Annotated in this window: 23 protein-coding genes; 19 read left to right on the top strand and 4 right to left on the bottom strand. The window is 59.9% G+C overall.

The window, feature by feature from the left end; translation table 11 throughout:
* Positions 1-79: 79 nt before the first annotated feature.
* From HQ945_RS18610 to HQ945_RS18570, 9 genes are all read left to right on the top strand, one after another.
* Positions 80-463, top strand: coding sequence for a hypothetical protein (locus HQ945_RS18610; RefSeq protein ID WP_174208388.1), 384 nt, complete (start codon positions 80-82; stop codon positions 461-463).
* Positions 464-601: 138 nt separating this feature from the next.
* The gene (locus HQ945_RS18605) at positions 602-1,042 is read left to right on the top strand and encodes a hypothetical protein (protein ID WP_174208387.1); all 441 of its coding nucleotides are present in this window, start codon (positions 602-604) and stop codon (positions 1,040-1,042) included.
* Positions 1,043-1,298: 256 nt separating this feature from the next.
* Positions 1,299-1,616, top strand: coding sequence for a PepSY domain-containing protein (locus tag HQ945_RS18600; RefSeq protein WP_027232748.1), 318 nt, complete (start codon positions 1,299-1,301; stop codon positions 1,614-1,616).
* A 21-nt stretch (positions 1,617-1,637) separates the two neighbouring features.
* Positions 1,638-2,237 carry a hypothetical protein gene (locus HQ945_RS18595; protein WP_113281037.1) on the top strand — a complete coding sequence of 200 codons (600 nt, stop codon included), beginning with the start codon at positions 1,638-1,640 and terminating at the stop codon, positions 2,235-2,237.
* A gap of 127 nt (positions 2,238-2,364) precedes the next feature.
* Complete coding sequence (locus HQ945_RS18590; RefSeq protein WP_162737211.1) at positions 2,365-2,673, top strand: hypothetical protein; 309 nt, start codon at positions 2,365-2,367, stop codon at positions 2,671-2,673.
* Between the two features lie 27 nt (positions 2,674-2,700).
* A complete protein-coding gene (locus HQ945_RS18585; protein ID WP_113281039.1) occupies positions 2,701-3,075 on the top strand; it encodes a nuclear transport factor 2 family protein in 375 nt (124 codons plus the stop codon).
* Positions 3,076-3,286: 211 nt separating this feature from the next.
* Positions 3,287-4,795 carry an ATPase domain-containing protein gene (locus HQ945_RS18580; RefSeq protein ID WP_113281098.1) on the top strand — a complete coding sequence of 503 codons (1,509 nt, stop codon included), beginning with the start codon at positions 3,287-3,289 and terminating at the stop codon, positions 4,793-4,795.
* The gene (locus HQ945_RS18575) at positions 4,782-6,830 is read left to right on the top strand and encodes a PAS domain-containing hybrid sensor histidine kinase/response regulator (protein ID WP_113281040.1); all 2,049 of its coding nucleotides are present in this window, start codon (positions 4,782-4,784) and stop codon (positions 6,828-6,830) included. The genes HQ945_RS18580 and HQ945_RS18575 overlap by 14 nt, the downstream gene beginning before the upstream one ends.
* Before the next feature lie 138 nt (positions 6,831-6,968).
* Positions 6,969-9,269 (top strand): ATP-binding protein, encoded by a 2,301-nt coding sequence (locus HQ945_RS18570; protein WP_113281041.1) that lies wholly within the window; start codon positions 6,969-6,971, stop codon positions 9,267-9,269.
* A 16-nt stretch (positions 9,270-9,285) separates the two neighbouring features.
* Here the strand turns inward: HQ945_RS18570 and HQ945_RS23045 are convergent, their stop codons facing one another.
* On the bottom strand, positions 9,286-9,420 hold the full coding sequence (locus HQ945_RS23045; protein ID WP_280140141.1) for a hypothetical protein: 135 nt from the start codon (positions 9,418-9,420) through the stop codon (positions 9,286-9,288).
* 289 nt (positions 9,421-9,709) lie between these two features.
* On the opposite strand from HQ945_RS23045, the gene HQ945_RS18565 reads away from it, so the two are divergent.
* The 9 genes from HQ945_RS18565 to HQ945_RS18525 all read left to right on the top strand — a co-directional run bounded on the left by HQ945_RS18565 (position 9,710) and on the right by HQ945_RS18525 (position 21,286).
* Positions 9,710-10,942 carry a putative DNA modification/repair radical SAM protein gene (locus tag HQ945_RS18565; protein ID WP_113281099.1) on the top strand — a complete coding sequence of 411 codons (1,233 nt, stop codon included), beginning with the start codon at positions 9,710-9,712 and terminating at the stop codon, positions 10,940-10,942.
* Complete coding sequence (locus HQ945_RS18560) at positions 10,942-12,399, top strand: UdgX family uracil-DNA binding protein (protein WP_113281042.1); 1,458 nt, start codon at positions 10,942-10,944, stop codon at positions 12,397-12,399. The genes HQ945_RS18565 and HQ945_RS18560 overlap by 1 nt, the downstream gene beginning before the upstream one ends.
* Before the next feature lie 258 nt (positions 12,400-12,657).
* The gene (locus HQ945_RS18555; RefSeq protein WP_113281043.1) at positions 12,658-14,040 is read left to right on the top strand and encodes an SWIM zinc finger family protein; all 1,383 of its coding nucleotides are present in this window, start codon (positions 12,658-12,660) and stop codon (positions 14,038-14,040) included.
* 2 nt (positions 14,041-14,042) lie between these two features.
* Complete coding sequence (locus HQ945_RS18550; RefSeq protein ID WP_162737212.1) at positions 14,043-15,446, top strand: DUF5691 domain-containing protein; 1,404 nt, start codon at positions 14,043-14,045, stop codon at positions 15,444-15,446.
* Positions 15,439-16,521, top strand: coding sequence for an AAA family ATPase (locus tag HQ945_RS18545; RefSeq protein ID WP_174208386.1), 1,083 nt, complete (start codon positions 15,439-15,441; stop codon positions 16,519-16,521). Before HQ945_RS18550 ends, HQ945_RS18545 begins: the two co-directional genes overlap by 8 nt.
* A gap of 3 nt (positions 16,522-16,524) precedes the next feature.
* Positions 16,525-18,816 (top strand): DUF5682 family protein, encoded by a 2,292-nt coding sequence (locus HQ945_RS18540; protein WP_113281046.1) that lies wholly within the window; start codon positions 16,525-16,527, stop codon positions 18,814-18,816.
* Positions 18,813-19,964: a VWA domain-containing protein gene (locus tag HQ945_RS18535; RefSeq protein WP_113281047.1), complete on the top strand. Its 1,152-nt coding sequence runs from the start codon at positions 18,813-18,815 to the stop codon at positions 19,962-19,964. Before HQ945_RS18540 ends, HQ945_RS18535 begins: the two co-directional genes overlap by 4 nt.
* Before the next feature lie 60 nt (positions 19,965-20,024).
* Positions 20,025-20,645, top strand: a complete 621-nt coding sequence (locus HQ945_RS18530) for a MerR family transcriptional regulator (RefSeq protein WP_174208385.1) — start codon at positions 20,025-20,027, stop codon at positions 20,643-20,645.
* Positions 20,645-21,286, top strand: a complete 642-nt coding sequence (locus HQ945_RS18525; protein WP_113281049.1) for an RES family NAD+ phosphorylase — start codon at positions 20,645-20,647, stop codon at positions 21,284-21,286. Before HQ945_RS18530 ends, HQ945_RS18525 begins: the two co-directional genes overlap by 1 nt.
* A gap of 75 nt (positions 21,287-21,361) precedes the next feature.
* On the opposite strand, the gene HQ945_RS18520 is transcribed toward HQ945_RS18525, so the two are convergent.
* The 3 genes from HQ945_RS18520 to HQ945_RS18510 form a co-directional block, all read right to left on the bottom strand.
* A complete protein-coding gene (locus HQ945_RS18520; RefSeq protein WP_027232762.1) occupies positions 21,362-21,856 on the bottom strand; it encodes a YciE/YciF ferroxidase family protein in 495 nt (164 codons plus the stop codon).
* A gap of 128 nt (positions 21,857-21,984) precedes the next feature.
* A complete protein-coding gene (locus HQ945_RS18515) occupies positions 21,985-22,593 on the bottom strand; it encodes a DUF6766 family protein (RefSeq protein WP_113281050.1) in 609 nt (202 codons plus the stop codon).
* Positions 22,594-22,804: 211 nt separating this feature from the next.
* Positions 22,805-23,011, bottom strand: a complete 207-nt coding sequence (locus tag HQ945_RS18510; protein ID WP_036814916.1) for a hypothetical protein — start codon at positions 23,009-23,011, stop codon at positions 22,805-22,807.
* A 162-nt stretch (positions 23,012-23,173) separates the two neighbouring features.
* On the opposite strand from HQ945_RS18510, the gene HQ945_RS18505 reads away from it, so the two are divergent.
* Positions 23,174-24,427: a flavin-containing monooxygenase gene (locus tag HQ945_RS18505; protein WP_343051268.1), complete on the top strand. Its 1,254-nt coding sequence runs from the start codon at positions 23,174-23,176 to the stop codon at positions 24,425-24,427.
* The last annotated feature ends 6 nt before the right edge of the window (positions 24,428-24,433 follow it).

Below are 24,433 nucleotides of genomic sequence, written 5' to 3'. Positions count from 1 at the left end.
GTTCCGACCTCTCCTGACATGAACGTGCCGTCGGGCGTGATACGATCGCGCGACTGCGTTGAAGTGAAGTGGAGACGTCATGTCCAGGATCAATCGCCGCGCCTTCTTTCTCAATTCCGGCGGTGCAATCATCGCCTCGACGGTTGCGGGTCCGGTGCCCGCCACCGCATCGACAGACCGGAATCTGCCATTGTCCCGCGATCTGCAGGCGCTGATCGCGGCGCACGAGGCCATGTACGCGGCGTTCCAAAAAACGATCAGAAGCAGCCGCGACCACGAAAGTGCCAGCCGAGCTGAAGAAAAGGCGCTGCTGGCTGTCTGCGCCTATCCAGCAGTTGGCGAAGCGGACCGTAAGACCAAGGCTCGATATCTTTTGGAAGTCGAGGCGCGAGGCGAACTGGACCTGGCTGAGCACATGCAGGCGCTTCTCCGCTCGACCATGTGGGAAGATAAGACCGGCTAGGCGTCCTTCCTGATGACACGCCCATCCCGAGCGACCGTCGAAATCGACTGTCGACCGCAGGCAATGCCGGGGGACGACGCCCCGCCTGGAACAATCCCGGCGGGGTGGCGTTGGCGAACATTCAACAGGAGGTTCGCTATGTCCATCGGTCAAGAAGATAAGACAGGAAGAAGCAGTCCCACCAGCTTTGGCCAGTCCGTGGAAAGCCAAGCGCAAATTGCCGATGCCGAAAGCCGGTCCTCGTCAGAAGTTGGAAGTGGCGAGGCGCTCAACGTTTACCGATTGGTCCCGACCGCGTCGGCGGATGATCCGCGATGGCAAAACTCGCCTTATCAGGGCGAAGTCACGGTCGCTGCCCGAACAACAGGCGATGCCAGGATTGTCGCTGCGGGCGGCGAACTTGACTTCATGGAGATCGACGCGGCGCCGGCGGACGATGTTACCACCATAAACGCAAGCGCCTTCAGAGACGACAAACTCTATTCGGTCATCGAAATAGAGCGCGATCGAACCGATCTTGCGCGCGGAATTATCAGTGGAAATATCAGAATAGACAACGTCAAACCGGTTCAAATCTAGAAAGAGGCACCTGCCGCGCGATCCTCAGCGCGAAGGTGACACTGCCCCAGTCGTGCAGAGCATGGTCCCTGGGGCACCTGCTGCCCGAAACGTCATCCTACCGCGGGGCCGCGGCTATGGAACGATGACAGCACAGCCCCAAAAGTTCCGGAATGGCAAAAAAATAAACTGCCCTCAAGCCGCGGTTCGTCGCGGAACTTCACGCTGATCTATGGGTTAGTTCTTCCATGATCGCCGATCATAAAAAGGAGAAACCATGAAACGTATCGCACTTGCGCTTGGCGCACTTTCCATTCTTTCGGCAGCTTATGCCCAGGACACAACCACAAAGCCGGACGCGCAGACGCCGGCGGTTGCAACGCCGGACACAAACAATCCTGCGGCTCCCGTTCCAGGCGCAAACAGCTTCACCGAAGGTCAGGCCAAGGAACGCATCGAAGGGCAAGGTTACACCGATGTTAGCGGCCTGACGAAGGGCGAGGACGGGATCTGGACTGGTACTGCCATGAAGGACGGAAAGTCGGTCGAGGTAAAGCTCGACTTCCAGGGCAATATCACAGCATCCGCCAAATAAAGACATCAAGGGAGAATCCTAATGACGATAGTTACTGGACTTTTTGACGATTATGATGATGCGCGTGCGGCCGTAAACGCCCTGGAAGATGCGGGTGTCGCGTCTTCAGACATAAGCATCGTGCGCCGCGGCGGCGCGGGTGACGGTGAAAGCCATGCGGGCGAAGGTGCGGCGACCGGCGCAGGCGTGGGCGCTGTCGTAGGCGGTGCCGGTGGCCTTCTCGCCGGTCTTGGAATGCTGGCAATTCCGGGCGTTGGACCCGTGGTGGCGGCCGGATGGCTTGCTGCAACGGCTGCGGGTGCTGCAGCAGGCGCAGTTGCGGGCGGCGCCGCGGGCGGAATCATCGGCTCGATGACAGGCGCTGGTGTCAGTGAGGAAGATGCCCACGTCTACGCCGAGGGCGTTCGCCGAGGCGGGACGCTCGTCACGGTCCAGGCCGAAGAGAGCCAGACCGACCTCGTCCGCTCGATCCTTGACGACAACACTCCGGTCGATGTCAACGCGCGCCGCGCAATGTATCGTGAAGAGGGTTGGCAGGGGTTTGACGAACGTAACCCGGATCTTACGGAAGAAGAGCTCGTCCGCGAACGCGAGCGAGCGCGTGAATACCGCCCGCTCTGATGAACGCATGAATTTTGAGCGCTCCCCCGGCAGCGTCGGGGGAGCGTCTTTGCACTTGGGGAAAGTCGGGCGCAACGGAACTTCCCGCTGCTTCGTCGGTTCCTATCTAAATGAAAAGGATGTCGTCATGGACAATGATACGACGAAAGCTCCGGTTCAGGAGACTGCCAACGAGGCCCGTCAGGGACCGCCCGGCCGCCCGGTTCTCAAGATTCTCATCGGGGGCCTGCTCCTTGCCATCGTTGCTTGGGGCGCTGCGGAATTGTACGGCCGAACCACCGATAACACGCCAAAAGCTGACAACAGCACGACCGCATCGCCACCAGCTCCGGCGACAAACGAGCCCACGGTAAACACTCCGGCGCAGACCAATCCCACGCCGCAGACGGGTTCGGGAGGCGATCAACAGCCGGCCAAACCGAATGGAACGCAGTAGTCAAACGATTGCCTTAGGGAGATGGTGATGGTGAACAATGAGATCGCCGTCGCCCGCGCGAGTTACGACGCCTATGTGGCTAAGGACAGAGACGCGATGGAGCGCCTCGTCGCAGAGGATTTTCATTTCACCAGCCCGCTGGACAACGGCATCGACCGGCAGACTTATTTTGAGCGCTGCTGGCCGACGAGTTATAGCATAGAGGCATTTAGCTTCATCCACCTTGTGGCGCAAGGCAACGAGGTATTCGTCACCTATGAGGGCAAACGGTCTGATGGGCACAGGTTTCGCAATACCGAGATACTGACAATCCGCGATGGCAAGATTGCCGCGGTTGAAGTCTATTTCGGCTGGTCGCTGCCGCACGATGCCAAACCGGGAGGCTTCGTCAATCCGAAATAGCATAGCGAAAGGTCAGGTCTGCCGCCTGGTTGCATGATACTGATTGTCTATAATTTCGAGGCGCGTGGAACGATTGGCGCGCCATGACGTTATTGGCTCTCAGACAGCGCAGGGGGCGCACTTCTTTATTCCGCCCTTCATTCAATTGCTACGCTAGGGAGCGAGAGCAATTGCGTGTGCTTATTGGATGGCAAAGGGAACGAAGCAAAGCATGGTTGCACCCACGACTTCGAAAAAAGCGCGCACGGGCGTACCGGGACTGGATGACATTTTGTCGGGTGGCTTGAGCGAAGGGCGGGTTTTCTTGCTTGAAGGCAATCCGGGCACAGGCAAGACGACAATAGCGTTGCGCTTTCTGCTCGAAGGGGCTGCGGGGGGCGAGAAAGGCCTCTACGTCACATTGTCCGAAACCGAGGACGAACTTCGGGAGGGTGCTCTCTCCCACGGCTTGATTATCGATGAAAATATCGATGTTTACGAACTGGTACCCCCCGAAAGCCTGTTGGACGCCGATCAACAGCAAAGTCTGCTATATTCATCCGACCTTGAACTTGGCGAAACGACAAAGGCAATCTTCGAGACGTTCGAGCGCCTCCAACCGAAGCGCGTTGTTCTCGACAGCCTTTCGGAAATCCGCCTGCTGGCGCAAGGTTCGCTGCGCTATCGTCGGCAGATACTGGCGCTGAAGCACTATTTCGCCAAGCGTAACGCAACGGTCCTGCTGCTCGATGATCTGACCTCGGACGTGCTCGACAAGACGGTGCACAGCGTCGTCCACGGCGTCATCAAGCTTGAAGAATTGGCACCGAACTATGGTTCCGAGCGCCGGCGTCTGCGCATTGTCAAATATCGTGGTCAGGCATTTCGCGGTGGCTATCACGATTTCATCATTCAAACGGGAGGCGTCGTCGCCTTTCCGCGCCTCGTCGCTCTCGAACATCGCAAGCAGTTTACACGCGACCGGCTCTCGAGCGGCATCGGAGAGTTCGACGACCTTCTCGGCGGCGGGCTCGAGCGGGGATCAAGTTGTCTCGTTCTCGGTCCTGCCGGAACGGGCAAGACCACCTTTGGGCTGCAATTCGTGGTTTCTGCCATCCGGCGCGGCGAGAAAGCGGCAATCTTCGTCTTTGATGAAGAGTTGGGCCTTCTCTTCGATCGCACCCGCGCCATCGGCATAGACCTCGAAAAAATGCGCGACGAAGGCAACCTTCACATCGAGCAGGTGGACGCAGCGGAACTTTCGCCGGGTGAATTTGCACACAGGGTGAGGGAGCGCGTCGATAGCGCCAACCTAAGGACCGTGATCATCGACAGCCTCAACGGCTATCAGGCATCGATGCCCGAGGAAAACGCCCTGGTCCTGCACATGCACGAATTGCTGCAATATCTGAACCGCCAGGGTACGACCACCATTCTCACGGTGGCGCAGCACGGGCTTGTCGGCGACATGAAGGCGCCCGTCGACGTTACGTACCTTGCCGATACCGTAGTGCTGCTTCGCTATTTTGAGGCGCGCGGCAAGGTGCGGCGAGCGGTCTCTGTCATAAAGAAACGCACTGGAAATCATGAGGATACCATCCGCGAATTCCGGATAACAAAAAACGGCCTTTCTCTCGGCCAGCCTCTTGATGAATTCCAAGGTGTTTTGCGCGGCGTTCCCACCTTCGTCGGCAAGGCCGAACCGCTGCTGGCGTTGGGCGTAGTGGATGAAAATTCTTAACGATCATGTCACTCGGGCGCTTATACACGCTCCGATGGGCCGCGACGCGGCTGTTGCTGCGGCCATTCTCGCGGAAGCGTCAATTGCGTCAGAGGTTTGTCCGAGCCTCGACGTGCTGACCTCCCTACTTGGCGAGAGCGCCAGCTTTGTGGTGATTACCGAGGAAGCCATAAGGAACGCCGACCTGAAGCCGCTCGCGGCATGGGTTGAAGTTCAGCCGAGTTGGTCGGATCTGCCGTTCATAATCGTGACGCATCGCGGCGGCGGTCCTGAGCGCAATCCAGCGGCCGCGCGCTTGTCCGAGGTTCTCGGCAACGTGACGTTTCTCGAGCGTCCGTTTCATGCCACCACCTTTGTCAGTGTCGCCAAGACGGCGCTCAAGGCGCGCGGGCGGCAATATGAGGCCCTCAGCCGCCTCGAAGAACTTCGCGAGGGCGAAGAGCGCCTGCAAACGGCGCTTCTTGCCGGCAATCTCGGCACGTGGGAACTCGATTTTGCCAACAACGGACTGATCACATCCGATGTGTTCAGGGGCATCTTCGGTCGAAGCGCCGATCAGGCTCTCACCTATGACGATCTCATCGCGAGCATCGATCCTGACGACAGGCAACGTGTCCTCACGGCCATTGCGACGACGAAAGGCACCGGACGCGATTTCCAGGTCGAACACCGAACGGTGTGGCCGGACGGCAGCGCCCACTGGGCCGACGCACGGGCACGCGTCGTTTCCGACAGGCTCGGCCAGCCCGAGCGACTGGTCGGGGTATGTTCCGATATTACGAACAGAAAAATCGCCGAGGCCGAACTTGTCCAGCTGAACGAGACTCTAGAGGATCGGGTTTTCAAGCGAACGCGTGAACTCGAACAGGCTCACCGCACGCTGCTTGACGAAATCCGCCAGCGCGAGGTCGCCGAAGACCAGTTGCGGCAAGCGCAAAAGATGGAAGCGATCGGCCAGTTGACCGGCGGCGTTGCGCACGATTTCAACAATCTGCTGATGGCGGTGCTGGGCAATCTCGACCTGTTGCGCAAGTCGGTTGCCGACAATTCAAAGGCGGCGCGGCTTGTCGATGGTGCTTTGCAAGGGGCGCAACGAGGCGCCGCCCTGACGCAGCGTCTGCTTGCCTTCGCGCGCCGTCAGGACCTGCAGCTCGAACCCACCGATTTGGTCGCGCTTGTCAGCGGCATGCACGACCTCCTGGCGAAATCCGTCGGAAACGGAGTTCACATCAGTTACGACGTTCCCGATGCCCTGCCGCCGGTGCTCGCCGATGCCAACCAGATCGAGCTTGCCCTGCTCAACCTCGTGGTCAACTCACGCGACGCGATGTCGGATGGCGGCGCCGTCGTCGTCAGCCTCAGGCGTGCCGACATCGCTGCGACAACCGATGACCTTGGTGCCGGCGACTATATCATTCTGGGCGTCAGCGATACTGGTCTGGGCATGGCGCCGGAAACGCTGAAGCGCGCGATTGACCCGTTTTTTTCGACCAAGGAACTCGGCAAGGGAACAGGACTGGGCCTTTCCATGATTCACGGCCTTGCTCTCCAACTCAAGGGCGCGCTCCGTATGACAAGTCGGCTCGGTAAAGGGACCACCGCAGAACTTTGGCTACCGGTTACCGGGGCCGTGAAGCAAGCAGAACCTGTCAGTGAAGAGGCCAGCACCGCCGGCAGCGGCGTCAGGGCGCGCATACTGGTTGTAGATGACGATGCGCTGATCGCCATGAGCACCGTGGACATGCTTGAGGACCTCGGCCACGAGGTCTACGAGGCGAATTCCGGCGCCGATGCGCTGAAATTCCTCGAAAGTGGCAAGGAAATCGACCTTTTGATCACAGACTACTCCATGCCGCACATGACCGGTGCTGAACTTGCGGAAAGCGCATTGTCGCTAAATCCGCAACTGCCGATCCTTGTTGCAACAGGCTATGCGGACCTGCCGCCCGGTTCGGGAATTGATCTGCCACGGCTTGGCAAACCGTATACGCAAGCGGAACTTGCATCACAGATCGCCAAGGCGCTCGCGAAATGAGGCGGCAGGAGGGATCGGCATGACGGCGCCTGGAACAACCTTTCACACCTCTGCGTTAGTGCGTTTTGCAGGGGAGTTGCAAAGACTTAACGTCCTTAGCTATGCAATTTACCAACGCCTGGAGCTGTGGGAGCCGATATGCGCGCTGAAGAAGGAGTGTCACCTGTCAACGATCACACATTCCTGCGCGTCGACGGCGAACTTGCCCGGCTGATCGCAGACTATGACTGGGCTTTGACGCCGCTCGGCCCAATTGACGCCTGGCCACAAAGCCTAAAGTCGACGATCTCGCTCATTCTTCATTCACCAGTGCCGATCGTGACGCTATGGGGCGAACTCGGCATCATGATCTACAACGACGCCTACTCGCTCTTTGCCGGCGGGCGACACCCACAGCTACTCGGCAGCGAGGTGAGAAAAGGCTGGCCGGAGGTCGCCGATTTCAACGACAATGTCATGAAGGTCGGGCTGGAGGGAAAAACGCTCGCCTATCTGGATCAGGAACTCGTCCTTCATCGCAGCGGCAAGCCGGAACGGGTCTGGATGAATCTGGACTATTCGCCGCTGATCAACGAGGACGGTGTGCCCTGTGGCGTTATGGCGATCGTAGTCGAGACGACTGCGAAGATCAAAGCCGAACAAGCCCTTCGCAATGAGACGCGCCTGCTTCAGATATTGAATCGTACCGGCGCCAATATTGCCGCCGAGCTTGACCTTGGCAAAGTGGTGCAGATGGTGACTGACGCGGGCGTCGAGCTGACGGGCGCGCAGTTTGGCGCATTCTTTTACAATGTTCTCAACAAGGAGGGCGAGAGCTACATGCTCTACGCGCTCTCCGGCGTCGACAAGGATGCCTTTTCGAAATTTCCGATGCCGCGCAATACGGCGGTATTCGAGCCGACGTTCAAGGGCGAGGGCGTCGTCCTCTCGCACGATATTATCGCAGATCCGCGCTATGGCCGAAATGCTCCTCACAAGGGCATGCCGAAGGGTCATCTGCCGGTTCGAAGCTATCTCGCGGTACCCGTGACTTCGCGCACCGGCGAGGTACTCGGCGGGTTGTTCTTCGGACATAACGAACCTGGCAAGTTCCAGCCTGATCATGAAACGCTCCTCGTCGGCGTAGCTGGACAGGCGGCGACAGCCATCGACAACGCCAGGCTGTTTCAGGCGGCCGATCGCGAACTCACCGTCCGGCGTAATGCGGAAGAGGCGCTGCAACGGCTTAACGCCACGCTGGAACAGCGGGTTCTCGACGAAATCGCCGAGCGCTCGAAAACGGAAGAACAACTGCGCCAGTCGCAAAAGATGGAAGCATTGGGCCAGCTTACCGGCGGCGTTGCCCACGACTTCAACAATCTCCTGCAAATCATATCGGGCAATCTGCAACTCCTTGCCAAGGACATGGCCGGCAATGCGCGGGGCGAACGGCGGATCGAAAACGCCCTGGCGGGCGTAAGCCGCGGATCGAAGCTGGCGAGCCAGCTTCTCGCGTTTGGACGCAGGCAGGCACTCGAACCCAAGGTCGTCAATATCGGCCGTTTCATCGCCGGTATGGGCGACATGATGCGACGGACCATCGGTGAATCGATCGAGATTGAGATCGTTCGCTCCGGCGGACTGTGGAATACGCTGGTTGACCCGGCGCAGATCGAGAACGCGCTGCTCAATCTCGCTATCAATGCGAGGGATGCCATGCCCGATGGCGGCAAGCTGACGATCGAGGTCGGCAATGCTTCGCTCGACGATGCCTATGTGCGGCGCAATCCGGAGGCGGAAGCCGGTCAGTTCGTGATGCTGGCGGTTACGGATACGGGGACAGGAATGACGCCCGCCGTCCTCGCCCAGGCGTTCGAACCGTTCTTCTCGACGAAATCGGTCGGTCGCGGCACTGGGCTGGGCCTCTCCATGGTCTATGGTTTCGTCAGGCAGTCAGGCGGTCACGTCAAGATCTATTCGGAAATTGGCCAGGGCACGACGGTAAAACTCTATCTGCCGCGCGCGCAGCAGAACGAAGACGAATTGATCGAGACCGATCTTGGCCCGACGATCGGCGGCACGGAGACGATCCTCGTCGCCGAGGACGACGAGGAGGTGAGGGCGACCGTCGTCGAAATGCTGGGCGATCTCGGTTATCGCGTGCTCAAGGCCAAGGACGCGGCGAGCGCGCTCTCGATCATCGAGAGCGGTGTTCCGATTGACGTGCTTTTTACCGATGTCGTTATGCCCGGACCGCTCGGAAGTCCCGAGCTTGCGCGCCAGGCCCGCCAGCGCCTGCCGCAGATCGCAGTGCTTTTCACGTCTGGCTATACGGAAAATGCCATCGTCCATGGCGGGCGGCTCGACCCGGGCGTGGAACTTCTCTCCAAGCCCTATCAGCGTGAGGCACTCGCCCGCAAGATCCGCCATATTCTCGCGCTGCGCCGCGAGAGGGGATAGTGGAACTCGCCTTTCGTCAGCGCCCTTTCGGATTCTCCAGGCGCTTCGCCGTCGTGCTAAAGGCCGCAGGCGCCGCCGCTTTCACTTCCTGGGCCTTCGCCTGTTTGGGTTTTCGAACTTCCTTGTTGCTACGTTGTTGACCTTTGGCCATATCGCTCTCCTGCTCGTGATGGCGGGAGCATTGAACGCTCGCAAGCGCTGGCGTGCCGTCAGAAGACCCAGCGCTGCATCCAGTTAGAGAACCATTGACAGGCGGCGTCAAACGCTAAGTTTCAACTGCAACATAAAAAGCTTGAGCAAAGCGCGCCGGCACTTGCCCTGATCCACAAAAACCGCCGGTGCATGGTTGCGCGTTATTTGGTTGTTGGCTCCGATTGGCGCAGTCCTTGCGATTTAGGGAGGTCTTGACCTGGTCACACCAAGAACATATCATGAACATTATGAAGAAGAGCTTGAAACACCGGTTGGCCATCTTGTCGGATGCAGCAAAGTACGACGCTTCATGTGCCTCCAGCGGAACGGTGAAGCGTGACTCGTCCAGGTCGGGCGGATTGGGATCGACCGAGGGCGCAGGCATATGCCACGCTTACGCACCGGATGGGCGCTGTATCTCGCTCCTCAAAATTCTTCTCACGAACTTCTGTATCTTCGATTGCGCCTACTGCATCAACCGATCTTCGAGCAATGTTGAGCGGGCGCGCTTTACCGTGGAGGAAGTGGTCTGGCTCACGCTCGAATTCTATCGGCGCAACTATATCGAGGGCCTGTTCCTTTCATCGGGCATCATCCGCTCATCGGACAACACGATGGAACAAATGGTCCGCGTTGCCCGGGAACTGCGCACGACCCACGGCTTTCGCGGCTATATTCATTTGAAGACGATACCCGACGCTTCGCCACATTTGATCGAGGAGGCCGGGCTTTATGCCGATCGCCTTTCGATCAACATCGAGTTGCCTACAGATTCGGGTATTGCCCGTTTTGCACCGGACAAGCGGCCGGGCGAAATACGAAAATCAATGGCCGATCTGCGGCTGAAAATCGAGGCGGCAAACGAGCCGACGCTGCAGACAAAGCGGCGGAAGCGTTTCGTTCCTGCAGGGCAGAGCACGCAGATGATCGTCGGCGCAGATGGGGCTAGCGATGCGACGATCCTGCGCGCCAGCTCGCGCCTTTACGGTGGATACCAGCTGCGCCGGGTATATTATTCCGCGTTCAGTCCCATACCGGACGCGTCGAAGAACCTTCCGCTGATCCGGCCGCCGCTCGAACGCGAGCACAGGCTCTATCAGGCAGATTGGCTCTATCGATTCTATGGGTTCGACATTGAGGAAATCACATCGGCGCGGCCGGACGGAATGCTGGATCTGGACATGGACCCAAAGCTCGCCTGGGCTCTGGCGCATCGTGAGCGATTTCCCGTGGATATCAACCGGTCGGCGCGCGAAATCCTGCTGCGCATTCCCGGGCTTGGAACGAAGACGGTCAAGGCGATCCTTTCGGGGCGGCGGCATCGCCGCCTACGCCTCGAAGATCTGCAGCGGCTTGGCGTGTCGTTGAAAAAGGTCAAGGCGTTCATCGTCGCTGACGGCTGGTCGCCGCACCGGCTGATAGACAGTGCCGACCTCAACCACATGTTTCAAAGAAAACCCGAACAACTGGCACTGCTCTGATGCGAAGCGTCATTCTGGAGGGCAGGGGAGATTTCATCGAATGGCGCGATGCCGCGCGGCGCCTGCTGTCGCACGGCATTGAACCCAACGACGTCATGTGGAGCGATGCCGCAGGGGCATCAGACATGCTCGGCCTTTCGATCCCCGACGCGAGCGAAGCGGCGAACGGGTCCCATGCCGTCACTGCAACTGAAAGATTCATCGACCTCGCCGAAACAGTTATCTGCCACAGCAGCCCCGCACGGTTTGGCTTGTTGTACCGTATCCTGTCCCGGATGCAGAGTGACAAGAGCCTGTTGAACGTGGCTTCTGACGAGGACGTGGCGGCAGTGCTGAAACTGGAAAAATCGGTGCGGCGTGACAGTCACAAGATGAAGGCGTTTGTGCGCTTCAAGGAGGTCGTCCACCAGGAGGCCCGCGCACGAAGACAGTTCGTGGCGTGGTTCGAACCCGACCACTTTATCGTGGAGCGTGTGGCGCCGTTTTTCCAGCGGCGTTTCACGGATATGGATTGGATCATCGCCACTCCCCGGGGGTCGATGATGTGGGATGGCCAAAATCTTGTCACGTCGCGGGAGCCTGCGGAAAAGTCGACTGCCTCCGATACAACTGACGATCTCTGGCGCACCTATTACGCGAGCATCTTCAATCCGGCACGATTGAAGCTAAAGGCAATGCGGGCGGAAATGCCGAAAAAGTACTGGAAGAACCTTCCCGAGGCAGTTTTGATACCTGAGCTCGTGGGGAACGCCGAACGAAGCGTAATGGAAATGCGGCAGCGGCAGCCCACGATGCCACCGCTTTTCCACGATCGCTTGCAGGAAGCGACGACGCTTCGAATTTCCGGGGACCACGAAACCCCTGTCCCGGGCTCGCTCGAGGACCTTGGATCAGAAGCGCGGCGTTGTACCCGCTGCCCGCTTCACTGCAACGCCACGCAAACCGTATTCGGCGAAGGCCCGGCCGATGCGAGAGTAATGTTTGTCGGGGAACAGCCGGGCGATCAGGAGGATCTGGCGGGACGCCCCTTTGTCGGTCCGGCTGGCAAAGTATTCGACAATGCATTGGCGGAAGTCGGCATCGATCGCAGAAATGTCTACGTTACCAACGCCGTCAAGCATTTCAAATATGTGCCGCGAGGCAAGCGACGCATTCATCAAAAGCCCAATGCCGGCGAGATCGAGGCTTGCAAATGGTGGCTGCGGCAGGAGATCGATCTTGTGAAGCCGCAACTCGTGGTTGCTCTTGGCGCGACCGCCTTGGCCTCCTTGACTGGGCGGCAGGGACGCTTGACCGATGTTCGAGGCGTCCTGATGCCCCTCGATGGTACACGATCGCTTCTTGCGACGGTTCATCCCTCTTACCTGCTGCGCCTGCCGGACCTCGAGCGCCAGCACTTGGAAATCAAACGGTTTCACGCCGATCTGCGTCTCGTGGCCGAGGCGCAAGGCGCCTAGGAGTGAACCGGCAGAATACGCAATCCGGACGGGCTGATCTCAGCTTGATGAAGCGTTCCGTCCGAACACATCCAAAGACAACTTTGGGCTGCTTTACTAGGGGATGAGACGTAACGTAAGATTGCGGCAATTAGCTTGTATTAGACGAATTTTACGCAAGAATTTGTAATCAAAGCCTATGTTAGACCGGACTGAAACTTCGCAAAGCAGAGCGAGAATGAAGAGCCCCAGGCAGATGCAACCGTGCCGGAGGGTTCATTGAGCCTGACCCTGGCAAGGCTCGAAGCGCTTGCGCCGGATCAGGCATCACTTGCGGCTGCGAAGAAACTCCTCAACCGCTCGAATTGGCCGACGCTCGCCCAGGACGGCTTTGGCCTGGTTTGGGGCGAGTGCCAGGGGTCCGGCTCCACGCCTTACCGGACAGTCGTTTCGGAAGTCGACGCCGGGTATAAATGTAGTTGTCCAAGCCGAAAGTTTCCTTGCAAGCACGGCCTCGCGCTCATGTGGCTACGCGCTGAAGGCGAGGCAGAATTTGCGACCGCAGCGGCTCCCGAGTGGGTAGCCGAATGGGTGTCGCGCCGCCGTGGCCCTTCTACCGGGCCCGCCACGAACGCTGCTGATAAACCTCGGGTCTCGATCGAGGCGGTTGAAGATGCCGAGGCACCGGCTGATCCAAAAGCGGATGCCCGCGCCGCCGCTGCCCGCGAGCGAAGCCGGATCGAGCGTGAGGCTTCCATCGCCAATGGCCTCGATGAACTGGATATCTGGCTTGGCGATCAACTGGATGGCGGTCTTGCCGCCTTTCCGGCCAAAGCATCGGCCGCATGCCGGGTGATGGCACAACGCCTGTTTGATGCCAAGGCGCCCGGCCTGGCCCTGCGTGTGGATACCCTGCCGACGCGCCTTTTTGTGCTTCCCGCATCGGCCCGTCCCACTGCGGCAATCACCGAGCTTGCCATGCTGCATCTTCTGGCCGCAGCCTATCGCCGTCAGGCCGACCTCGCCGATCCGCTGAGTCAGGACGTCCGCCAGATGGTTGGTTGGAACATCACGCGTGCGGCATTGCTCGATGATGACGGGGCGCTCCGCATATCGGATACCTGGCGCGTCTGGGCTACCCGCAGCGAGACCCAGCCTGACAAGCTGCGGCGTATCGAAACCTGGCTCCAAGGCAGCGACCGGCCTGCCGTTCTCGTCGAATATGTCCCCGTTGCTGCAGGCGTGTCTGCGGGCGTCTATGCCATCGGCGATACATTCGATGCCGAGCTCGTCTTCTATCCGTCCAGCGTTCCGCTGCGGGCGCAGATCGCGGAGCAGACCGGGAGCACCATGCCGTCCGACGCACCGTTGAACCTTCCCGCCGAAAACCTCGCATCGGCCTACGGCCGTTACGAGGATGCGTTGATTGCCAAGCCCTGGCTCGGCGAGTTTCCAGTGATGTTTCGCGCGGCCCGGCTCAGGACCTCGGGGGAGAACATCTATCTCGATGATGAAACGATCTGCCTGCCGGTGGCGAAATCGCAAGCCGATGCGGTCTGGCCGCTTCTGCAACTCGAAAACATCGATGGTGCGGGTCTTTGGGATGGCAATGAGTTCACGCTGTTCTGGGCGGAAACGATAATCGGGCGGTGGACAGCGTGAACGTGTCCAGTCTGACAAATGTGATCGTGCCGCGTCTTCTCTCGGGCGCAAAGGACGGTCTGCCGCTCGACGCGGCAGGTGTTGGCGACGCCCTGCAGGCTCTCGCGCTGGTGGGCCAGGCGATGCGATTTGAGCGTCCCTTATCGCCGGAACAGTTTGATGCCGGGAACGCTGTCGTTGATCACGCGACAATCGTTCCGGACGCAGCAAGAAAGCTTCTGCTGCGGCTCCTCACCGTCAAGAACCAGGCATCGAGCCGACTGACAGCCGCCATCGTTCGCAAACTGACCGAGAGAAGGATTCGGTTGCATCCGTTCGACCTGCCAAAGCTCGAGACCATGGTGAGGGCGTATGCGGAGCATCTCGGCGCCGAAGCCCTTGCCTTTTCGAACCGGGAAGTCCCGGTCACCCAACAGCAGAACTACTTCTCGCCCGACAGCCTGAATGCTAGCAACTGGATGCATGCGACGCCCGCGGTGAAGGCGGGATACATCCAGGAACGCCGCAAATCGGACCCGGAAGCGGCGCGCGGCCTGGTGACAACGGCCTGGCAGGCTGAAAGCGCCGAAAGCCGCGTACGACTTCTCGAAGCTTTGCGGGAGAACCTGTCGGAAGCCGACGCCCCTTTTCTCAAGGGTCTCGACAAGGATCGCGCGCCCCGCGTGCGCGACCTTGCTGCAAGACTGCTGGTTCGGTTGCCCGGCTTTGAAGGGGACGATCCGCCCCTGCGCGCTGCACTGGAGCGCATCAAGGTCACGACGTCCGGCATCCTTTTCAAGAAGAAAAGCCTCACGCTGGAATTGCCCGCAACGGTCAGGGAAAACACCGTGATGGCCTGGCTCAACGAAACCTTCGGCCCGGTCGGACTGGATAAACTCGCCAACGCCCTGTCGCTCTCGGTGGAGGCGATGGTGGCAGCAGCCAAGCAAGACGAACTTCTGGTCGCCTTTTTGCTCATGGCCACACAGGACAAGCGCCTCGATATCGTGAAATTGATCAGCGATGGTCATCTCCATGCCAGTTGGGAGCCGTTCATGCGGCTGGAGGCTGATCTGCTGGCGCAATATCCGCCTGAGATGCGTCAGGTATGGGCCGCCTATATCTTCCGCCCGGACAGGTGGACGAACGACACTGCACGGTGGATCATAGGCCAGATGGCGCGTTTTCTCGGCGGCGAGGCGACACAGGCCCTCTTCAGTGACCTGCTGCGATCCAAGCAATGGCAATCGTTCGGCAATGAAAAGACGTACCTTGATACGGATATCGCAGACAGTATGGCCATCATGTGCCCGGCACCGATGCGCTCCCTGCTTCGCACCCAGCTTGCCGCCTTCGATCCGGCGGAGTGCGGCAACGCCATCCTTTTTCTCGATCTCATGGACAAACTGGAGACCACAGATGTCTGAAGCTTTACTTCGTCGTCCTGCGGAAGAGATTTACTCGGCCGAACTGGAGGCGCTCGCGAAGGGCGACGACCGTCCCCGTCCCACCAATTGGAAGCTCTCACCTCAGGCGGTCGCTACCTATCTACTGGGCGGCGATGCTGTCGACGGAACGCCTATCTCGGCCAAATATGTCGGTAGCCGACGGCTGATCGAGACGGCGATCGCGACGCTTGCGACTGACCGGGCGTTGCTGCTGCTCGGCTTGCCGGGCACCGCCAAATCCTGGGTGTCCGAACACCTCGCCGCCGCAATTTCCGGTTCCTCGCAACGTTTGATTCAGTGCACGGCCGGCACGGACGAGAACCAGATCCGCTACGGCTGGAACTATGCGCTGCTCCTCGCCAAGGGGCCGTCGCCGGAGGCTCTGGTCAAGACGCCTCTGGTACGGGCGATGGAAGAGGGCACGCTTCTTCGGCTTGAAGAACTGACCCGCATGGGCTCGGAGGTGCAGGATACGCTGATCACCGTCCTTTCGGAAAAGACCCTGCCAGTGCCGGAGCTCGACATTGCGATCAATGCTGAACGCGGCTTCAACATCATCGCCACCGCCAACAATCGCGACAAGGGGGTGAACGATCTTTCCTCGGCTTTGAAGCGCCGCTTCAATGTCGTGGTATTGCCGTCGCCGGGCACGCTGGAGGAGGAGACGCAGATCGTCGTCAAACGTGTCTACGAGATCGGCAACAATCTCAGACTGCCGGCGATCCAGCCTGCGGACAAGGAACTCGCCCGCATCGTTGTCCTGTTCCGGGAGATCCGTGACGGCAAGACGTTGAATGGCAAGATCAAGCTCAAGACCTCGACCGGCACGCTTTCAACCGCGGAGGCGATTTCCGTCGGCGTGTCGGCATGGGCGGAAGCTGCGCATTTTGGCAATGGCCGTATCGATGCAAATGCGCTTGCTGCCAACATCGTCGGTGCAGTTGTCAAGGATCCGGTGCAGGACGGTGTTGCGCTGTCTGAATATCTCGAAACCGTCCTGCGTACGCGCGATGGCTGGAGCGACCTCTACGAAGCTATTCGCGAAGTGGTCTGAGCCGTGAAGCGCCAGGCGCATCTTTTTGGAATTCGCCACCACGGCCCGGGCTCGGCAGCCCTGTTGAAGGGTGCGCTGGATGCGCTCGATCCCGCCTGTGTGCTGATCGAGGGCCCGCCCGAGGGCGATGCGTTGATCCAATATGCGGCGCTCCCCGGCATGAAGCCGCCGTTGGCGATGTTGTTCTATGCAGCCGAAGAAGCTGCCAATGCGGCTTTTGCCCCGTTTGCCGAGTTCTCGCCGGAGTGGGTTGCGATGCAATGGGCCCTCGCGCGCGGCCGTCCGGTGCGGTTCATCGATTGGCCCGCCGCTGTTTCGCTGGCGCTCGCTAAGGCCGGGCGCGAAGAGGACGTAGCGGCAGACGCTGAAGCTGAAGCGGACGAAAGTGGGAACGAGGCCGGTCACGCAGCGCGCCTCGATCCTCTCGATGTGCTTGCCGGCGCAGCCGGATACAGTGACGGGGAAACCTTCTGGAACGGTTTGATCGAACAATATGGTGGCGGCCAGTCGCCCCTCGACATCTTCGCCGCCATTGAAACGGCCATGATGGAACTACGAAAGTATCCCGGCGGCTACGATGACAGAAGCGCTGCGGAGCGGCTGCGCGAAGAGCGCCGTGAGGCTTTCATGCGGATCCACATAAGGGACGCGCTGAAGCAGTACGATGGCGAAGTCGCGGTGGTGGTAGGCGCCTGGCACATCGGCGGGCTGAGCACCGCCACGACCGTTGCCGAGGACCGTGCAATCATAAAGGATCTTCCGAAAATAAAGGTCGAAGCGACCTGGGCGCCCTGGAGCGATGGGCGGCTGAGCCGTGCATCCGGATACGGCGCAGGCGTGGTCTCTCCCGGATGGTATCGCCATCTCTGGGACCTCTATTCGGGCGACCGTCACGATGGGCCAGAAGCCTTTGCGGCCGGTTGGCAGGCCCGGACGGCAGCGCTTTTGCGGCAGGAAGGGTTCGACGCTTCGACGGCTTCCGCCATAGAGGCCGCGCGCCTCGCGCTCGCCCTTGCAAGCTTGCGCGGGATCGGCATGCCTGGCCTCGCCGAAATGCGGGATGCATCCCTTTCGAGCCTTTGCCACGGAGACGATATCCAGTTGGCGATGATCGAGCGGAAGCTTTATATCGACAGCCGCATAGGCAAGATCGATAAGGCGGTTCCGCAAATGCCGCTGGCGAAGGATTTCGAGCTTTGGTGCCGCAAGACGCGGCTCAAGCCGGACGAGCAGCCGAGCGAAATAAAGCTCGATCTTCGCAGCGAGGCAGGCCTCCTCAAATCGACCTTGCTGCACCGTCTCAATCTTATCCGCGTTAATTGGGGCCGCCTGATTGACGCCGAGGCGGGCCGGGGAACCTATCGCGAGATCTGGAGCGTGTCCTGGTCTCCCGACATGTCTGTCCGCCTGGCAGAAGCCCTGGTCTGGGGGCTTACCATTGAGCAGGCCGCGGCCTCCGCAACCGTCGAACGCGCTCACAAAACGGATGGCATTGCGCAACTTGCCGAACTTGTCCGCTACGCACTGGTTGCGGATCTTCCGCAAGCCGCCAGCACCTGCATCAACCTTTTGCAGGCGACCGCGGTGCATAACAACGATATTACCGACGTGATGAACGCCGTCGCTCCTCTCGTGCGTATCGTACGCTACGGCACCGCCCGTAAGCTGCCGGAGTTGGAATTGCGTGCCCTGATCACGGCGCTTAGTGCAGAAGCCAATGCCGGTGTCCGCGTCGGTTCTCGCCAACTCGACGACGAGGCAACCTTGCAGCGCTTGAATGCAATGCGCGCCTATGACGAATCTCTCGGCCTTTTTGGAGATTCAGGACTGCTCGAGGAATGGCGGCGTCAACTCGCGCTTATGGTCGATGATGCGCAATCCCTTGCGCCTCTCATCGGTTTCAGCCTGCGCCGCCTGCATGATCTCGGCCTGTGGGATGAGTTGCAGGTGTCGGCTGCCTTCTCGAGGCATGTGCTTGGTGAAACGCCGTCCCGCGCCGGCGCTTTCATCGAAGCTTTCGTTGCCGGGTCCGCCGACGTGCTTATTCAGGACCAGACGCTGCTCTTTCTGATCGACGAATGGCTTTGCGGACTGGACGAGGAGGCTTTCGTCGAGAGCCTGCCGCTCTTCCGACGCGCCCTTGCCGGCCTTGATTCCGTCGGCCGAAAGCGGGTGCTTGAGCGCATCGCGGGCGGCAGAAAGGAGCGGAGGCCAGTGCGATCCGTGAGCGAAGAGAATCCCGCCTTCGAACGCGCGCTCCCGCTGCTGAAGCAAATCCTGGGAATAAGCGCATGACTTCGGAACAAATCCGCCGCTGGAAACTGGCACTTGGCGATGACGACATGGATGGACTTGGCGAACGCGACCAGCGACTTGGCCACGCGCTGTCCGCTCTCTACGCGTCGGAGACGCGGGGGAAGCGCGGCGGACTCGGTGCTTCTTCCCCGAAGGTCTCGCGCTGGCTCGGCGACATCCGCGAATTCTTCCCCGCACCGGTCGTGCAGATCATCCAGAAGGACGCCTTCGAACGTCTCAATCTGAAGGCACTGATGCTGGAGCCGGAATTCCTTGCGACACTTGAAGCGGATGTGCATCTCATCGCCGACCTCATCTCGCTGCGAGGCGCGATGCCCGAGAGGACGCTGGAGACCGCCAGGATGGTGATCGACAAGGTCGTTGAGGAACTGATGCAGCGCCTTCGGGCAAAGACCGTTGAGAAACTGTCCGGCGCTCTCAACCGGTCGCGGCGGACACGTCGGCCGCGGCACGCCGATATCGACTGGCCGCGAACGATCCGTGCCAATCTTCGCCACTACCAGGAGCGCTACAACACGGTGGTGCCGGAGACGCTGATCGGTTTCGCCCGCAAGACCCGCACGAGAGCCGATCTCGATCACGTCGTGCTGTGCGTCGATCAATCGGGGTCGATGGCGACATCCGTCGTCTATGCGTCGATCTTTGCGGCGGTTATGGCGTCCCTGCCGGTTCTTTCAACGAAACTCATCTGCTTCGATACGGCTATCGTAGATCTGACGGAGGAGCTGGCGGACCCGGTAAAGGTGCTTTTCGGGGTTCAACTGGGGGGTGGCACCGATATCAATGCTGCGCTTGCCTATTGTGAGACCAAAATCGACCGGCCAGGCAAGACGCACCTCGTTCTCGTCACGGACCTCTGCGAGGGCGGGCATGCAGCGTCGATGCTGGCGCGCGTAGCGGCATTCAAGCAGGCGGGCGTCAACGTCATCGTGCTGCTGGCGCTGTCCGACGACGGCCGGCCGAGCTACGACGTGCGCAATGCCAGCGCGATCGCCGCGATGGATTGTCCGGTCTTTGCCTGCACGCCGGATCAATTTCCGGATATGATGGCATGCGCCTTGACGCGGCAGGACATCGGGCAATGGGCAAGCGCAAACGGCATCGACCTCGTGCGCGGGGCCTCGTAGTAGGTTGACTTTGTATATTCTTGAACCATATAAATACAAAGACAACCACTGGAGGTCGCGATGGCCCGCGAACATGCTGCGCCGAGCCTGACGCTCAATATTCATGCTGATCCGAATTCCGTCCAGGCGGCGTTCCTGCGACGGGCAATGTCAGCGCTGGAGCGCATCTCCGCAAATGCGTCGGCGAAGACGTTGACGGACGCGCTTGCCGCCCCGACCGACGCCGGCTCGCTTGCCCAGCTACTCAGCCGCTCGGATATACTGGGATCGGCGGTGACCGATCTCGATCCACTGGTCCCGGCGCTCGCCCGGAATGTCGAGCATCGCCAGCGGCTGCTCAAGCTTGCGGGCGGCGTATTGTCCGCAGACGAAGCGGGCCGAATCCTTGGCATCACCAGACAGGCGGTCGACAAGAGACGGCGGTCGAACACAATGCTGGCTGTTCGCGAAGGCGGCGACTGGCGCTATCCAGCCTGCCAACTCAATGAGGGTGAGGTGATTGCCGGGATCGCCGATGTCGTGCGTGGCCTTGCGTCGGCAGGTCCCTGGGCGACGCTCGACTTCTTGCTTGCTCCCGACACGGTGCTTGGCGGACGGTCGCCACTTGAGGCGCTGCGGCACGGAGAAGAGGACGCCGTCTTGCGGCTTGTCCGCGCTGATGGATCAGATGGCTTTGCCTGATGGCGGCGGCAAGCATTGACCAGCGGGGCCCTTCCGGGGCCGCGCCACCACCGCCTGCCTGGCTCGACACAAAGCCCTTGCCAATCGACCTACTGCCTGCCGGAACGGTGCTGCATCGCATCCACCGTTCCACGCTTGCCCCCGTCTTCTTCGGACCGGGAAAAGGCGGCGCGCCAACACATCGCTTCGACAGCGCCGGCGGCCGCTTCGGAGTGCTCTATGTGGGAATGTCGCTAAGCGGCGCACTGGCGGAAACGATCCTGCGTAATCCGCAGCGCCTAATGGTGGCGGCCGCGTCCGAAATTTCCGGTCGAGCCGCAACCGAACTCAGACCGCAACGCGATCTTCGCATCGTGAGGATGCACGCAACTGGTTTGCAGGCGCTGGGCACGGACAACGCGATTTCCACAGGGCCATATGAGCCATGCGGGCAGTGGGCTGACGCACTATGGGATCATCCCGACCAGCCTGACGGACTGGCCTATCAATCGCGACACGATCCAGGCGAAATCTGCATAGCGCTGTTTGAGCGTCCGGACCTGACGATCGCTATTATTCGGACCAGACTCCTGACCGCGATGCTGAAGGATGTCGCGGTCCTGCTCGACCGCTATGGGAAGTCGATATCGCCCAGCGCATGAGACCTGTCCGGTGACAACATGGAACAGTGACGCTGGAGAAGAGGGGAGCGCCTTTTGAAAGCGCTCCCTGTCGAATCAGGCAGCCATCGCTGCCGGGTTCAAAGCGCCTTCCGCCAATGCGGTCAAAGCTTCGTCGGTTTTCGTTTCTTCCTGTAAAGTGGTGACGAGAAGCTTCTGCGCGTCCTTTAAGCCAAGCTCGCCGGCCCAGCGGGCCAATGTCCCATAGCGGGCCATTTCGTAATGTTCGACGGCTTGCGCGGCCGAGGCCAGGCCCGCATCGAGAGCTGGCTGTCCCTTGAAATCTTCGAGGATTTCGTCGCCTTCGGCGAGGATACCTTCGATAGCGTCGCAAGTCTTGCCACGTGCCGGCTTGCCCAAAATCTCGAATACCTCCTGGAGACGTTCGACATGGATTTCGGTCTCGCCGCGGTGCTTCTCAAAAGCGGCTTTTAGGTCGGGCGAGGTTGCGCCACGTGCCATCTTGGGCAATGCCTTCAAAATCTTGCGCTCGGCGTAGTAGACGTCTTTCAAAGTTTCATGAAACAGTGTTTCGAGTGTTTTGTCGGCCATCAGTGTGTTCTCCTAGTGGGATATCTACAGGCTTCCAACGCGGGAGATACACTAGCGTTCCGTAACACCGCGCGATGGCTTGCCGATATCTGGTCACAAGGACCGCGATCTCAGAGATCGCGCCGCCGCTAATCTCCGGTCTGTTGATTAGCCGCCATAACTTTCTTGGATTCAGGGGACCCGCGATACCGCAGAAAGATGGACAGAACGACAAGCATGGCAGTCGAGAAGAACTCCGATTGCCAATTTTGAAACGACTCGAACCAGAACTGGGCGTTGCCCATATAGCTCAACGGCGTTAGCGCCGCCTCCCCGTGCAAGGCGGCCTCAGAGTTGTAAGTGGCGAGGCTTGCGAAGAAATGCCCGGCAAAGGACAAGCCGAACAAACTCAACAGTGCCAATCCCATCGAATGATCATAAATCCAGCTTCCGCTGCCGGAGTCCTGCTTTTTTTCAGGCTTGTCGGGATCGCGCGATTCAGAAGAGCCCTTTTGAAAAAGATAAGCCGTCAATACAACGCAGGTCGCCATCTGCAACCACTCGCTTTCCCAGTTTTCAAACAAAGCGGACCAGAATGCCTCATCGGACAGGTAGCCGGTCAGAGACAGGAGCGCTTGCCCATGAAGACTCAACTCATGGTTTTGTTGCCGCCAACCGGACCAGGTCATGCCGACCACGCTCCCGGCAAAGGCCAGAAAAAGCGCAATTGTCAGCCCATTGTTTCGCAGGAAACGCATTCAACCCTCTCCGACCGATCTTAAACGTCGACGTGTATTGTCTCAGACCCTAACGGCACGATTCCTGGAACGTTCCGCACCGGACATGGCAGAAGCCGGACGGGAAGCGCAGTTGAGACGGTCTTCGGTTGAACGAAAATAGCATCGCATGGTGGCTTCATGCCGAGATCGTTGCAGCCTGTGATCGCGTTCGGCCTGCAAGCACCGCCGACTATTTAGCCGGTGCCCGCCTGTCACGTTCATTCGCTTTTGCATCTGTCTTGAATGTCGCGTCACCATCCGACTTTCCCGACAGCACGCGGGGGTTCGCGCTTACGACACCGTCATTGTCCGAGCCGTGGCCCGTGCGGGCAAATTGTCCCTTGGCGTCCGCCTTTGGGGTCTTCTGGGAGTTTCTGTTTTTGGAAGTGTTTGACATCGGTATCTCCTTTGAGCCGCAACTTACGACCATTGCTTTTGGTTCCCGCCAGCGTCTCCTTGCAGACCAAGCGGATAGCTCATCGCGAAGAGAGCAGCGGCTGGACTAGTTGCCGTCAACAAGGCTTAATAACGAGTGGGGATGGCTCGGGGGATGCCGATCATGAAATCACCGCAGCAAATGGATCGTAGTGGCGATGTTCTCTACGCTGTTGTCATCGGGGCCGGCTGGGCGGGCCTCGGTGTAAGCTATTGGCTGGCACGACGGGGCCTGCGCCATAGCGTGCTGGAGCGCGGTCGCATAGGAGAGACGTGGCGCACGCAGCGGTGGGATGCTTTTCATATGAATACACCCAACGTGCAAACCGTCATGCCCGGCGATCGCTACGAGGGTACGGATCCGTACGGCGCCCTGACGCGCGACCAGTTCGTCGCCCTGCTCGAGGACTTCGCCGGGAGAAACGGCCTGCCGATCGAGCCCGATACAGCAGTGAGCGAACTTACGCACGAGAATGGCAACTATCGGCTGACCACCTCAAGCGGCACACATCGGGCGCGCAACGTGATCATCGCAAGCGGTAGCCTCAATCGTGCGGTGCGTCCGGTCTCGTCGGATGCGATGCCGCCTGATATTTATCAGGTCGACGCTTCGGGCTATCGAAGTGCTGCCGATCTGCCGCGTGGAGCGGTTCTGGTGGTTGGAAGCGGCCAATCAGGGGCCCAGATCGCTGAGGAACTGGCGCAAGCGGGTCGGACGGTGTTCCTTGCGACGAGCCGCGTCGGGCGGCTCCCACGGCGTTACCGCGGGCGCGATGTCATGATCTGGCTGGATGAAAGCGGGTTTCTCGACCTGCGGCGAGAGGAGATCATTCGGTCGGCCGGACGCATCCCGGCGCGTGGTGTACTCGGGTCGGAGCACACGATAAGCCTGCAGGCGCTCGCCGCCCAGGGGATTGCGCTTCTCGGGCGGTTGACCGGCGTTGTGGATGGCTGCCTCGCTTTCGCCGACGATGTCGAAGCAAATGTTCGCTTTGGAGACGAAGCCTCGGATAGTGCCAAACGCTTTATCGATGAATATATCGCGCGAGCCGGTATCGATGCACCGGTTCCGGTTCCTGACCCAGCGGAGACGGTCCAGTGGCATCGGCCGGATCCCGCCATCAATTCGCTCGATCTCGCCGGGTCCGGTATCACGAGCGTGGTGTGGTGCACCGGCTTCAAGGGCGATTTCAGCTATGTGAAACTTGCAGGTGCGCTCGACGCTGCCGGACAGCCGATTCACAAGGATGGCGTCGGGGTCCTGCCGGGCCTCTATTTCGCGGGACTGGATTTCGGCTCGACACGCAAGTCTGGCATCATATTGGCGGTCGCCGACGAAGCAACTCGCCTTGTCGAACACATCCTGGGACGTTCGTGAACCGTT

Origin of the sequence: Phyllobacterium pellucidum (genome assembly GCF_013327855.1) — a bacterium.
Lineage (GTDB): Bacteria > Pseudomonadota > Alphaproteobacteria > Rhizobiales > Rhizobiaceae > Phyllobacterium > Phyllobacterium pellucidum.
The sequence above is the reverse complement of the archived record's forward strand: the minus strand, read 5'-3'. Positions and strand labels throughout refer to the sequence as shown.